13 protein-coding genes are annotated in these 13518 nt (G+C 61.4%); 3 read left to right on the forward strand and 10 right to left on the reverse strand.

The features are described 5' to 3' along the window. Nucleotides 1-47 precede the first annotated feature (47 nt). Together KW403_RS06605 and KW403_RS06610 are read left to right on the forward strand one after the other, a co-directional pair. The gene (locus tag KW403_RS06605) at nt 48-1238 is read left to right on the forward strand and encodes a divergent polysaccharide deacetylase family protein (protein WP_223021928.1); all 1191 of its coding nucleotides are present in this window, start codon (nt 48-50) and stop codon (nt 1236-1238) included. 17 nt (nt 1239-1255) lie between these two features. Further along, a complete protein-coding gene (locus KW403_RS06610) occupies nt 1256-1777 on the forward strand; it encodes an RNA pyrophosphohydrolase (RefSeq protein WP_223021929.1) in 522 nt (173 codons plus the stop codon). Nucleotides 1778-1849: 72 nt separating this feature from the next. Here the strand turns inward: KW403_RS06610 and KW403_RS06615 are convergent, their stop codons facing one another. The 8 genes from KW403_RS06615 to KW403_RS06650 all read right to left on the reverse strand — a co-directional run bounded on the left by KW403_RS06615 (nt 1850) and on the right by KW403_RS06650 (nt 10906). Further along, nucleotides 1850-2854 carry a M23 family metallopeptidase gene (locus KW403_RS06615; protein WP_223021930.1) on the reverse strand — a complete coding sequence of 335 codons (1005 nt, stop codon included), beginning with the start codon at nt 2852-2854 and terminating at the stop codon, nt 1850-1852. A 118-nt stretch (nt 2855-2972) separates the two neighbouring features. After that, nucleotides 2973-3377, reverse strand: coding sequence for a F0F1 ATP synthase subunit epsilon (locus tag KW403_RS06620; RefSeq protein ID WP_223021931.1), 405 nt, complete (start codon nt 3375-3377; stop codon nt 2973-2975). Nucleotides 3378-3442: 65 nt separating this feature from the next. Beyond that, nucleotides 3443-4993, reverse strand: a complete 1551-nt coding sequence (gene atpD, locus KW403_RS06625) for a F0F1 ATP synthase subunit beta (protein ID WP_223021932.1) — start codon at nt 4991-4993, stop codon at nt 3443-3445. Nucleotides 4994-5016: 23 nt separating this feature from the next. Continuing rightward, entirely contained in the window at nt 5017-5892 is an 876-nt protein-coding gene (locus tag KW403_RS06630; RefSeq protein WP_223021933.1) for a F0F1 ATP synthase subunit gamma, read from the reverse strand. A 12-nt stretch (nt 5893-5904) separates the two neighbouring features. Then, on the reverse strand, nt 5905-7434 hold the full coding sequence (gene atpA / locus KW403_RS06635; RefSeq protein ID WP_223021934.1) for a F0F1 ATP synthase subunit alpha: 1530 nt from the start codon (nt 7432-7434) through the stop codon (nt 5905-5907). Beyond that, nucleotides 7434-7994 carry a F0F1 ATP synthase subunit delta gene (locus KW403_RS06640; protein ID WP_223021935.1) on the reverse strand — a complete coding sequence of 187 codons (561 nt, stop codon included), beginning with the start codon at nt 7992-7994 and terminating at the stop codon, nt 7434-7436. Before KW403_RS06640 ends, atpA begins: the two co-directional genes overlap by 1 nt. A gap of 226 nt (nt 7995-8220) precedes the next feature. Then, on the reverse strand, nt 8221-8616 hold the full coding sequence (locus KW403_RS06645; protein ID WP_223021936.1) for an AGROH133_08824 family phage infection protein: 396 nt from the start codon (nt 8614-8616) through the stop codon (nt 8221-8223). 103 nt (nt 8617-8719) lie between these two features. Then, entirely contained in the window at nt 8720-10906 is a 2187-nt protein-coding gene (locus KW403_RS06650; protein WP_223021937.1) for a primosomal protein N', read from the reverse strand. A 106-nt stretch (nt 10907-11012) separates the two neighbouring features. Between KW403_RS06650 and fsa the strand changes: the two genes are divergently transcribed. Further along, entirely contained in the window at nt 11013-11666 is a 654-nt protein-coding gene (gene fsa, locus KW403_RS06655) for a fructose-6-phosphate aldolase (RefSeq protein ID WP_223021938.1), read from the forward strand. Nucleotides 11667-11844: 178 nt separating this feature from the next. Here the strand turns inward: fsa and KW403_RS06660 are convergent, their stop codons facing one another. Then, nucleotides 11845-12750, reverse strand: a complete 906-nt coding sequence (locus tag KW403_RS06660) for a GNAT family N-acetyltransferase (RefSeq protein ID WP_223021939.1) — start codon at nt 12748-12750, stop codon at nt 11845-11847. A 211-nt stretch (nt 12751-12961) separates the two neighbouring features. Next, the gene (lptE, locus tag KW403_RS06665) at nt 12962-13507 is read right to left on the reverse strand and encodes an LPS assembly lipoprotein LptE (RefSeq protein WP_246637913.1); all 546 of its coding nucleotides are present in this window, start codon (nt 13505-13507) and stop codon (nt 12962-12964) included. Nucleotides 13508-13518: the final 11 nt, after the last annotated feature.

The raw sequence follows: 13518 nt of genomic DNA on the forward strand, positions 1-13518 counted from the left end.
GGAGACCGGTCTGGATTTTTGGCCCTCGGCCATCGTAACGGGTGGGTATGATTTCGGGGAACAGAGACATTGACCGGCCGCTCGGCCGCGATGACCGGCCAAAAAAGCCGAAGCGCCATGGCTTCTTCACCAGCGAACGCATAGCGCTGAGCCTTGCCGCGATCGCCGTTCTTGGTGTTTCCACTGCCGTGTCGCTGCGCGACCGTCCTTTTCGTTCACCTGCCGCGATCGCCATCACGGAGCCGGTGGAACAGACAGTCGCCGAAACAACCACGCCTGAACCAGCGACAGATGCTCCGCAGCAGGGCGCTCCGAACGCTTCGATCACGCGGCTCGGCCCCAAAGAGCCCGATGAAAACGGGACGCCCGAAAACGGCGTGATCGTCATCCGCGATCCGTCGGCCGTGGGACAGCATCCAAGACTTGCGCATCTGCCCGACCGCGCTCTGATTGAGGAATCGGAGACGGGTCCCCTGCCCGTGCGTGATGCAGGCGGTCGTCGTCCATTCGATGTGTATGCCCGGGCATGGTCTGGTGCGCGCGGAGCGAGAATCGCCATCATCATCGGTGGTTTGGGCCTTTCCCAGACAACCACCCAGGAGGCGATAGAGACACTCCGTCCCGAAATCACTCTTGCCTTCGCTCCATCTGGCAACAGTCTGGGGCGCTGGATGCAGACAGCGCGCAAAGAAGGGCACGAGATTGTTCTTCAGGTTCCGATGGAACCCTTCGGCTATCCTTCGCCGAATCCCGGTCGGAACACGCTTACCGTCGATGCCTCACCGGCGGAGAATCTTACCCGGCTTCGCTGGGCGCTCTCAAGGATCACGAATTACACCGGCATCATGAATTACATGGGTGGGCGTTTCACCGCAGAAGCCGAGCCGATGGACGAGATCATGGCCGAGCTCGGCCAACGTGGCCTGATGTATGTCGACGACGGGACCTCCGCACGCAGCGTCGCTCAGGACCTTGCGCTCCAGGAAGGCGTGCCGTTTGCCGCATCGGATGTGCTGATCGACCCCACCGGAAACAACCGCCGACCAGACCGCGGTGAGATTCTCAAGAAACTCGATGAATTGGAGCGCATTTCCCGCGCACGTGGCTTCGCCATAGGCACCGGTTCGGCGTTCGATGAAACCATCGAGACCGTCGCCGAATGGGCCGCTGAGGTGTCCGCGCGCGGCATAGAACTTGTGCCCATCTCAGCGCTCGCCGCTGACCCCCAGCCCCGATAAGATTGGAAAGCCCGGCAATGGCCAGAAACACTATTTCTGCAGGTGACCTGCCCTATCGCCCATGCGTGGGCATCATGGTGCTGAACGACCGGGGCCTTGCCTGGGCGGGCCGGCGCATCGTGCAACCCGAAGCCCACGAGCTTTCCGGTGCGACCCAGCTTTGGCAGATGCCGCAAGGCGGTGTCGACAAGGGCGAAGACCCGCGCGACGCAGCTTATCGTGAGCTCTACGAGGAAACAGGCATGAAGTCGGTTTCGTTCCTCGCGGAAACGCCCGAATGGATCACTTATGATTTGCCCGAACATCTCATTGGTGTGGCATTGAAGGGCAAGTATCGTGGGCAGAAGCAGAAATGGTTCGCTCTCCGGTTCGAAGGACCGGAAACCGAGATTGCCATCAACCCGCCTCCTGGTGGCCATGAGGCTGAATTCGACATGTGGGCCTGGAAACCCATGACGGAACTGCCAGAGCTGATCGTGCCTTTCAAACGCAAGGTCTATGACAGCGTCGTCGACGCCTTCCGTCACCTTGCTGCTTGAAGTGGTCTCACCAAGGCAATGCGCCCGGACCACCGGGCCCGAAATCACCGTGCTCGCTCGGGTGCCAGCACCTCAATTCCCAACAGTCACTGTCTCCCCGCGCACCGGCTCTCCGCGTTCCTGCAAGACCCCATCGGCTTTATAGTTCCGGAACTGAGCCGGAAGCCCTTCGCCGGCTGTAAGGTTCGGCGTCGTCTGCAGGTGCATATGCAGATGCGGTTCCGACGTGTTTCCACTGTTGCCACAACGACCGATTTCCTGACCGCTTCGCACCCGCTCACCCGTCTCGACCGTCACCGAGCCACGGCGCAGATGTGCGAGGAAAACGAACTCGCCCTCCCCTAGGTCAAGCACCACATGATTGCCGGCCGGTCGGCGCGCATCCGTTTCACCGATTGCCTGGTCAGGCAGGTCATCCACGCTTGCAAACACCGTTCCGCCCGCCGGCGCGAGGATCGGGCGATCCCAGCAATGGTAGTCCGTAAGTCTGGCGCCACTCCCACCATGCGATTTCCCGTCTTTGTAAACCACGAAGTCGTAGGCAAAACGCTGGGCCGGGTTTTCGGCGTGGTAGTTTTCCTCGAGAGTGCGGCCGCCCCAGAAGACATGCCATTCACCGTCAAAGGGCAGACGAAGCTCGGCGCGGGTTTCGTACTCCAGATATTCAGACGCGGCTTCCTCGGGTACACGCCGCACATAAAACCCCTCAATTCTGTCGTCCGGGCCGAAACTCCACTGCCAAACGACCTCCGCCCCGCTCGCGTGGGTGGCATGACGGCGATAGGTCCGGACCGCGCCATGACGCTCCGTCTGCTCATCGAGCATTTCCGTCTGCGGGCCGAATGTCAGCCTCACCGACGCCTGAAAGCCTGTGAGTTGATCAAGGCTACCGAGCGCAGCCTGCATCTCCTCCGACATCCGCGACCAGACGTCGCCCGCAGAACCTGTTTGAAAAATCGTGGTAAAATGCCGGCCAAGCCGCAGCGTCTCGAAATCCGGTTCCTGAGCGCACACTCCGCTACCGGCCGCAACCACCGCGAGACCAGATAACAGGCCAGTTAACTTGCGCAATATCATCGAAATCGCTCCAGATCACAATCCGCGCCAGAATACGTCAGCAATCTCACGTCGATGGACCATGATCAAACAAAAAAGCCGGGCGCTAAGCCCGGCTTTTTGAGGAAACTGTGGTTGATCAGGCCGGCAGGATAGCGCCTTCCAGCGTCGTCAGCTGATGCAGGAATTCCTCGGCGCGCATGCGCGACTCGTGATCCTTGGCGTCCTCGATATCTTCGCGGGCATCCTGGATGCGGCGCGTCAGATCTACGCGATTGATATCGTCCACATGCACGGCCGATTCCGCAAGAACCGTGCAGCTGTCGGGAAGAATGTCGGCGAAGCCGCCAAACACAACGTAGCGCTCCGTCTTGCCTTCGGCAGAAACGGCCACCACACCCGGCTTGATGCTGGTCATGGTCGGCGCGTGAGTCGCCATGACGGTCAGTTCACCCTCGGTGCCGGGAATGACAACCGATTCGACGTCCTGCGAAACCAGGAGCCGCTCGGGCGAGACCAGATCGAATTTGAAGGATTGAGCCATCGTGTCCTACCGGATTGGGCATGAGGACGGAAGGCCCCGGAGGAGCCTTCCGATCATTGCGTGAATCAGGCTGCTTCCGCTGCCAGCTTCTGGGCTTTCTCGACGGCATCCTCGATGGTGCCGACCATGTAGAATGCCGCCTCCGGCAGGTGATCGTATTCACCATTGCAGAGGCCCGTGAACGAACGGATCGTGTCTTCGAGATCGACGAAGAGGCCCGGCGCGCCGGTGAAGACCTCGGCCACGTGGAACGGCTGCGAGAGGAAGCGCTCGATCTTGCGTGCGCGGGCAACCGTGAGCTTGTCCTCTTCGGAAAGCTCGTCCATGCCCAGAATGGCGATGATGTCCTGAAGCGACTTGTAGCGCTGAAGGATTTCCTGCACCTGGCGGGCCACCCGATAGTGCTCTTCACCAACGATCATCGGGTCAAGCATGCGCGAGGTGGAGTCGAGCGGATCCACGGCCGGGTAAATACCTTTTTCCGCGATCGAGCGGTTCAGCGTGGTCGTTGCGTCCAGGTGGGCGAACGAGGTTGCCGGTGCCGGATCGGTCAGGTCGTCGGCGGGCACGTAAATGGCCTGCACCGAGGTGATCGAGCCCTTGGTCGTGGTGGTGATGCGCTCCTGCAGGGCGCCCATGTCGGTCGCCAGCGTTGGTTGATAGCCCACGGCCGAAGGAATACGGCCGAGAAGCGCCGACACCTCGGAACCTGCCTGTGTGAAGCGGAAGATGTTGTCGACGAAGAACAGAACGTCCTGGCCCTGGTCGCGGAAGTGCTCGGCGACCGTAAGGCCGGTCAGGGCAACACGGGCACGCGCACCGGGCGGCTCGTTCATCTGGCCGAACACGAGAGCGCATTTGGAGCCTTCGGTCGAGCCGTTGTTCTTGGCCGGATCCTGGTTCACGCCGGATTCGATCATCTCGTGATAGAGATCGTTGCCCTCACGGGTACGCTCACCGACGCCGGCGAAGACGGAGTAACCACCATGCGCCTTGGCGACGTTGTTGATCAGCTCCTGAATGAGAACGGTCTTGCCCACACCGGCGCCGCCGAACAGGCCAATCTTGCCGCCCTTGGCATAGGGAGCCAGAAGGTCAACGACCTTGATGCCCGTAATGAGGATCTCGGCTTCAGTGGACTGGTCCACATAGTCGGGAGCCGGCTGGTGGATGGCGCGATTGCCTTCGCCTTTGACCGGGCCGGCTTCGTCAATGGCTTCGCCAACCACGTTCATGATGCGGCCAAGCGTTGCTTCACCGACCGGAACGGTGATCGGGCTGCCCGCGTCGCGAACTTCCATGCCGCGAACCAGACCCTCGGTGGAGTCCATGGCGATGCAGCGAACCGTGTTCTCACCCAGATGCTGCGCCACTTCGAGCACAAGGCGGTTGCCTTGGTTCTCGGTCTCCAGCGCGTTCAGGATCGCCGGCAGGTGATCCTCGAACTGCACGTCGACAACCGCGCCGATAACCTGACGGATCGTGCCGACTGCGCCGGTTGCCTTCTTTGCAGTGCTGCGGGTCGATGCTGCGCGGGTGGAAGCCGTCTTGCGTGCCGGAGCCGCCTTCTTTGCGGCAGTCGCGGACGCCGTCTTCGGGGTCGCTGCTTTGGCCATGTTCGTTTAACCTCTTCGGTCCGTTAGAGCGCTTCCGCGCCCGAAATGATTTCGATCAGTTCCTTGGTGATCTGCGCCTGGCGCTGACGGTTGTAGGTGATCGACAGCTTGTCGATCATCTCACCTGCGTTGCGCGTCGCGCTGTCCATGGCGGTCATCTTGGCGCCCATCTCACCGGCTGTGTTCTCAAGAAGCGCCCGGAAGATCTGCACCGAAATGTTGCGCGGGATCAGATCGGCAAGAATGGAAGGTGCATCCGGCTCGTATTCGTAAACCGCATCCGATCCCTCACCGGCCTCATCTGCTGGAACCGCGGCAGGAATGATCTGCTGCGCGGTCGGCACCTGAGACATCACCGAGTGGAATTCGGAGTAGAACAGCGTGCAGATATCGAACTCGCCCTTCTCGAACAGGCCGATCACCTGACGGGCGATCTCATGCGCGTTCTCGAAGCCGATCTTCTTCACCTCGCGCAAATCCACGCGATCGATGATCAGGTCGCCATGGTCACGACGCAGAATGTCATAACCCTTCTTGCCGACGCAGAGCACCTTCACCGTCTTGCCGTCCCGCAGAAGCGCACGGATATGCTCGCGCGCCTTCTTGGCGATCTGGCTGTTGAAGCCGCCGCAAAGACCACGTTCGGCCGTCGCGACGACAAGCAGATGCACGTCATCCTTGCCGGTGCCGGCCATCAGCGGCGGCGCGTCGGTGCCTGACACGGCGCCGGCGATGTTGGCGAGCACGGTTCCCATGCGTTCGGCATAGGGCCGCGCAGCCTCGGCCGCCTCCTGGGCGCGCTTCAATTTCGCCGCGGCGACCATCTGCATCGCCTTGGTGATTTTCTGCGTCGCCTTGACCGAGGCGATCCGGTTGCGAAGTTCCTTGAGGGAAGCCATGCTCGCTCAGCCTCAGGCGAAGTTCTTGGCGAATGCGTCGATCTGTGCCTTGAGCTTCTCACGCAGATCGTCGGAAAGCGCCTTTTCCTTGCGGATCGCTTCCAGCACTTCCTTGCCGTCCGCACGCATGTGCGAAAGCAGGCCCTGCTCGAAACGGGTGACGTCGCCAAGCGGCAGCTTGTCGAGATAGCCGTTCACACCGGCAAAGATCACGGCAACCTGCTCTTCCGTCTTCAGCGGCGAGAACTGCGGCTGCTTCAGAAGTTCGGTCAGGCGTGCACCGCGATTGAGCAGGCGCTGGGTGGAGGCGTCGAGATCAGAACCGAACTGCGCGAATGCAGCCATTTCACGGTACTGGGCGAGCTCACCCTTGATGGAGCCGGCAACCTGCTTCATGGCCTTGATCTGAGCTGCGGAGCCGACACGCGACACCGACAGACCGACGTTCACGGCCGGGCGGATACCCTGGAAGAACAGGTTGGTCTCGAGGAAGATCTGACCGTCGGTGATCGAAATCACGTTGGTCGGAATGTAGGCCGACACGTCGTTCGCCTGCGTCTCGATGACCGGCAGAGCGGTGAGCGAGCCGGAGCCCTGCTCGTCGTTCATCTTCGCCGCGCGCTCGAGCAGACGGGAGTGCAGGTAGAAAACGTCACCCGGGTAAGCTTCACGGCCCGGCGGGCGGCGCAGCAGGAGCGACATCTGACGATAGGCGACGGCCTGCTTGGACAGATCGTCATAGGCGATCACGGCATGCTTGCCGTTGTCGCGGAAGTATTCGCCCATGGCGCAGCCGGCGAACGGAGCCAGGAACTGCATCGGAGCGGCGTCGGAAGCGGTCGCGGCAACGACGATCGAGTATTCGAGAGCGCCGCGCTCTTCCAGAACCTTCACGAGCTGTGCAACCGTGGAGCGCTTCTGGCCAACGGCGACATAGACGCAGTAGAGCTTCTGGCTCTCGTCGTCACCGTCGTTGAGCGGCTTCTGGTTGAGGAAGGTGTCGAGAACGATGGCGGTCTTGCCGGTCTGGCGATCGCCAATGATCAGCTCGCGCTGGCCACGACCGATCGGGATCAGCGCGTCAACGGACTTCAGGCCGGTCGACATCGGCTCGTGAACCGATTTACGCGGGATGATGCCCGGCGCCTTGACGTCGACGCGCGCGCGCTTCTTGGTCTTGATCGGGCCCTTGCCGTCGATCGGGTTGCCGAGCGCGTCAACGACGCGACCAAGCAGTTCCGGACCGACCGGAACGTCCACGATGGCGCCCGTGCGCTTCACCGTGTCGCCTTCTTTAATGTCGCGGTCGCTACCGAAAATAACGACGCCGACATTGTCGACTTCCAGGTTCAGCGCCATACCGCGAATGCCGCCGGGGAATTCCACCATCTCACCGGCCTGGACATTGTCCAGACCATAGACGCGGGCAATGCCGTCGCCCACGGAGAGCACCTGGCCAACTTCTGAAACTTCGGCTTCCTTGCCGAAGTTCTTAATCTGATCCTTCAGAATTGCGGAAATTTCCGCCGCACGGATGTCCATCAGCCGACCTCTTTCAGTGCAAGCTTGAGCGAATTGAGTTTGGTTTTGAGCGATGTGTCGATCTGGCGCGAGCCCATCTTGACCACCAGCCCGCCGAGAATGGAGGGATCAACGGTTACGTTGATTGAAACGTCCTTGCCAGCCACCGATTTGAGTGCGGCCTTCAGTTCCTTCTCCTGCGTCGCGTTGAGTGCGTGTGCCGCGGTCACGTCCGCCGAGGTCTCGCCGCGGTCTTCAGCCGCGATCTGGCGGAAGGCACGGATCATCTGCGGAACGGCGAACAAGCGCCGGTTCTTCGCCACGACACGCAGGAAATTGCCGACCAGACCAGTGATCTTGGCCTTTTCAAGAACGGCGCCGACAGCCTTCAACTGATCGTCAGCGGAAAACACCGGGCTTTCGACCAGGCGCTGAAGATCCGTGCTGCCTTCGAGCAGCTTCTCGAAACGGCCGAGATCAGCCTCGACTGTGGAAATTGCCTTGGCTTCCTTCGCCAGTTCGAAAAGCGAACCAGCGTAGCGCCCTGCCATTCCGGAAATCATGGAGCCAGATTGTGCCACGGGATGGTCATCTCTCACGCCTAGAAGGCCAAAAGATTTTGTGCTGGAGCGCCGAGCTCGGGCTAAATCTCTGACCTGATTGAATTTTTCCCCTCGCAGAAAGACACGGGAAATGCCCTTCCGCTGAAAGCCGATTGCCGTCTAGCACAGGCTTCCGAGAGTCGCAACACGCATAGGCACAAGCAAACCGGCTGCATTGTCGCAGTTTCGACGCATTTTTGGACCGTCAGGCGACGAATCCCATGACGAAGGCCAGCGGCAACACCGCCAGAACCAGCGACAGGAGCAAAAACAGCCAGCTATAAAGCGCCTTCGCTCCGTCCGAGAGCATCGAGATCAGGCAACCGAATGCCGATACCGCCCAGGCCGCTCCAAGCGCCAGATAGATGAAGGGCTGCGCCAGCATCATCGCCGCCAGTCCGAAGCCTATATAGAACCCGCCAATGATGGCGCGCGGCACCACCAGCATTTCCGTACGCTCTGTAGCCGGTTGCAGGCGGAAAAGTTTCAGTGCCAGCCTGGGCATGAACATGACGAACAGTCCGATAAAGATCGTCAACGCCGCCGCCGACCACGCCAGCCATTCGCCCTGGGTTACCGGCCATGGAAAGGAGAACTGCATCTGAAACCCCCGTTTGCGGTTTGCGGCCCAAAAGGGCCAATTTCAAGCTTCGGCTCTCTTATCCTGTTTCAACCCCCGGACGGCATAGTGCGCCAGCCACACTTCACAGAAAACTCTGCGGGTCGACGTCCACCTGCACCCGCACCGAGCCGCGCGGCTTCGGCCCCGCCTTGATCATGTCGCGCAGAAATCCCTGAATGTCCGCTCGGCGCGCGCCATGCACCAGAAGCCGAAACCGGTGCCGCCCGGCGACCAGCGCCAGCGGCGCCTCTGCCGGACCGAGCACGTCCACCTCATCGGCGCGGGGTGCTGCCTGTCGCAGGGCCCGCGCATGGCTTTCGGCCTCCTGGCGCGTGGCAGCACTCACGATGATACCGGCCAGACGACCGAAGGGGGGAAGCCCCGCCCGTTCGCGTTCACCCGTCTCGCGCTCATAAAACGCTTCGGCATCACCCGTCACGATCGCTCGCATCACCGGGTGCTCGGGCTGATAGGTCTGAAGGAGACCGAGACTCTTGCGTCCGGTGCGCCCGGCACGCCCGGTCACCTGCGCCAGAAGCTGAAAGGTGCGTTCGGCTGCGCGCGGGTCGCCATTGGCGAGGCCAAGGTCCGCATCGATCACACCCACCAGCGTCATACCGGGAAAATTATGCCCCTTGGCCACAAGCTGCGTGCCGATGATGATGTCGGCTTCACCTTTCGCAATGGCTTCCAGTTCCAGCCGCAACCGCTTCACGCCCCCCATCATGTCGGAGGAGAGCATGATCGTGCGCGCATCGGGGAAAAGCTGGTCCACCTCTTCGGTAATGCGCTCCACACCGGGCCCGCAGGCCACCAGATGATCGAGCGTGCCGCATTCGGGGCAGGCTTCCGGCCGTGGCTCATTGTAGCCGCAGTGATGGCACACAAGCTGGCGGCGAAAACGGTGCTCAACCAGCCAGCTCGAACAATCCGGACACTGGAAGCGATGCCCGCACACCCGGCACAGCGTCAGCGGTGCATAGCCGCGCCGGTTGAGAAACAGAAGCGATTGCTCGCCCCGTGCCAGCGTCTTCTTCATCTCCTCGATCAGCACCGGGGAGAGAAAGCCGCCGCGCTCTGGCGCCGCCTTGCGCATGTCGATCGTGGCCAGATCCGGCAGCGCCGCATCGGCAAAGCGCGAGGACAGCACGATCCGCTCATAGCGCCCCTGATTGGCATTGACCCGGCTTTCGAGCGATGGCGTTGCAGACGCAAGCACCACCGGAAATCCGCCAATGTGTCCACGCACCACGCCCATGTCGCGCGCATTGTAGAAGACCCGGTCTTCCTGCTTGTAGGCGGGGTCGTGTTCCTCATCGATGACGATCAGGCCAAGCTCGCGAAAGGGCAGGAAAAGCGCCGAGCGCGCACCAGCCACCACACGCAATTGCCCCTCCGCCACCTGCCGCCACACCCGCTCGCGCTTTTTCGGCGCAAGGTCGGAGTGCCATTCGGCGGGCTTCGCACCGAACCGGTCGTGAAAGCGTTCGAGGAATGCCTGCGTCAGCGCAATTTCGGGGATCAGGATCAGCACCTGCTTGCCGCGCTCCAGCGCCGCCGCCACCGCTTCGAAATAGACTTCCGTCTTGCCCGAGCCCGTCACACCGTCGAGCAGCGTTACGCTGAAAGCATCGGTGCCGGCCTTTTCGCGCAGGCGTTGGGCCGCTTCGGCCTGCCCGTCGGTCAGCGTCGCGCGTCCGAATGTCGGATCAGGCGCGGCCACAAGAGGACGCGGCGGGATCGAGACCGTCTCGAACACGCCCTGCGAACGCAGCCCCTCGATCACGCTGGATGAGACGCCGGATGCATGGGCAAGCCCGGCTTTTGTCCAGGCCTGGCCGTCGGCGGCCATTTCCAGAACACGCTCGCGCGCTGCCGTCATCCGGTCAGGCCCCGCCCCCTCCACCAGCCGCAGCCCTTCCGTCGGCGACTCGGGATCGAACGCCGCCGGCGCACGCAACAGCATCCGCGCCACCATGCCCGGCGGCGAAAGCGTGTAGCTTGCCACCCAGTCGACGAAACGACGCATCTCTTCGGGAATCGGAGGGCAGTCGAAAACTTCGGCAATCGCCCGAAGCCTATTCGCCGCCACCGCCTCGCCCGGCCCGTCCCAGACAATCCCCGCCACCTCGCGCGGGCCCAGCGGCACGCGCACGATCGAGCCCGGCTCCACGCGCAGGCCCTCGGGCACCGCGTAGGAGTAGGGTCGCTCGGCCGGCATTGGCACCATGACCGGCACGACGGAACTCATTGGCGAATCTTTTGTCATCGGGCGTGACCTTGCCCTGTTCTTGCATTAGAGCAAAGACCGAACATATGGAGGATGTAACCCCATCCTCTCAATCCCCGCCTTCGGACTGCCTAAGGAGTTTGCCATGAAGTTCTTCGTCGATACCGCCGACGTCAATGAAATCCGCGAGTTGAGCGATACCGGTCTGCTCGATGGTGTCACCACGAACCCGTCGCTGATCATGAAGTCCGGCCGCGACATCATGGAAGTGACCAAGGAAATCTGCGACATCGTCGAGGGCCCGGTTTCCGCGGAAGTTACCGCGACCGACTTCGATGGCATGATGAAAGAGGCAGAAGTTCTTTCCAAGATCGCGGACAACATCTGCATCAAGGTGCCGCTCACCATGGACGGTCTGCGTGCGTGCAAGGCGATCACCTCTTCGGGCCGTCTCGTCAACGTCACCCTCTGCTTCTCGGCCAATCAGGCGCTGCTCGCTGCCAAGGCCGGCGCGACCTTCATCTCGCCCTTCATCGGCCGTCTCGACGACATGGGCATCGATGGCATGGACCTGATCGCCGAAATCCGCACCATCTACGACAATTACGATTTCGGCACCGAGATCCTCGCAGCCTCCATCCGCACCGTGAACCACGTGAAACAGGCCGCCCTGATCGGCTCCGACGTGGCAACCGTGCCGCCGTCCGTTTTGAAGGCGCTGGTCAAGCATCCGCTCACCGACAAGGGCCTGGAAGCATTCCTCGCCGACTGGGCCAAGACCGGCCAGAAGATCGGCTGAGGCTCTTCGCGCTCGAAACATCGGTGCAGAAAGAACACCAGCATCGAAACCCTTCTCCCCGCCCATGGGGAGAAGGTCAGAATGAGGGGCAAAGCGCCAGCATTAACGGCAGGCGCGCCACTCTTCTCCGAAAAATGATATTACCGTCGCACGCCAATCGGCACGCTCGCCGCAAATCCTAAAAGGTCGCGTCCGGGTCTTCGCGCAGCCGATCCACCGTGTGTTCCTGAAGACGCGCTGCCACGTCCGCCGGCTCACCCTCGCCCAGCGCTTCGGGTGCGATGGGCTTGCCGATCACCATGTTGATCGCGCGCCCCTTCTTGTTCAGAAGCTCGTGAAAAAGCGTCATGTCACGCAACTCGTTCGAATAACGCGACAGAAGGTAGAAGAGCCCCGAATTGCGCGCCGTCATGTTCATGGGAATGACCGGCACCTGATAGCGCCGCGCCAATGCGACAATGGAGGGCTGCCAGGGGCGTTCCGTCAGCTTGTCCTTGTTCCAGAAAGCGATTCGCCCCGAGGGAAATAGGACGATGGCCTTTTCGGCATTGAACGCCTTGGCGGTCATTTCCAGTGTATCGCGGCTCTTGGCATGGGATTTTTCACCCGCCCGCCATTCCACCGGAATGATGAGGTCGCGGAAGCGCGTGTTGACACGCAGCGCATCCCGATTGGCAAAAAATGCCATATCCGGGCGAACAGTCTTCATCATGTCGTAGACGGCAATACCGTCGGCAATGCCCGTCGGATGATTCGGTGCAAGAATGAAACCACCCTTGGCCGGAATATTCTCCAGCCCACTCGCCGAGATTTCCAGCGAAAGAAGCCGACTGATATAGGCGAAAGCCTCCCAGCCAGACAGTTCGGCCACCTCGTCGGCCATGACCACGGCCTGCCGATAATGCAGGAAGCGGTAGAGAAAAGGCTGCGCCAGCGGCCACAGCATGTTCTGCGAAAGATGCGTGGTGCGTTCGGCAATCAGCTGATCAACGACATGAGGGGTTTCGGGAGCGTAGACATCGCGGCCCAGGACCCGGCTGCCGAGAACTGCAGCCACCGATGTCAGCGTCGTGTTCAAAGCCATGGACGAACTGCTCCCTGAAGCATTTCGGTTTTGGTCATGACCGTCATCCCGCTCCTTCGTCTTGCCGGAAGATGACCTTCCACGAAAATAGGGCAACATTCAGAGATCACGCCTCACAGGCTGTTTCACCGAATACTGTGACGACGCAATGACACGAATGCAAGATTACAGCGTCCATTTGCAACGAAATCACAAGCTTGAAAGCCCACGGTTATGAACCGTTACCAGACCGTGCGAGATCCTGTCCCAACGCCAGGCGCAATTGTTCGGCAAGTTCACGGGCGGCGCGGTTCTCGGCATCGCGCTCGGCACGTAGCGACGCGAACTCCTGCCGCGGCACGTCATAGGCCGACGAGATCTGCCGCTGCCCATTAGCGACCACCTGTCCGGTGCCGCTGTCCTTGAGCGTGTAGCGTGCCGTCATGGTCAGAAGGCTGGAGGTCGGTTCATTGTCGGTGCGCACCTGAACGCGCGCCGCTGCAGAGCTTGTCCGCGTGACCGCCAGATCAAGCGTATAGCGCGCGCTCGCGGGTTGCCCGGCACCACCATTTAGAAGGAAGATCAAGTGGTTTCGCACCTCCTGAGCATATCGCGTGTCAACCGGTGCAATCGCGATGGAGGACAGGGCCGGCGAGGAGGCGAGGCCTCCAGGCGTCACATCCGGCGTCGCCATCAGGGGGCGTACGGTGCAGCCAGAGGCCACAGCCAATGAGAGAGCCAGACCGGCCAGAAGCGAAACGCGAAACGTCGGGTTCAAGCTTTCCCCCT

This window comes from Nitratireductor kimnyeongensis (assembly GCF_019891395.1).
GTDB classification, from domain to species: Bacteria; Pseudomonadota; Alphaproteobacteria; order Rhizobiales; family Rhizobiaceae; genus Nitratireductor; species Nitratireductor kimnyeongensis.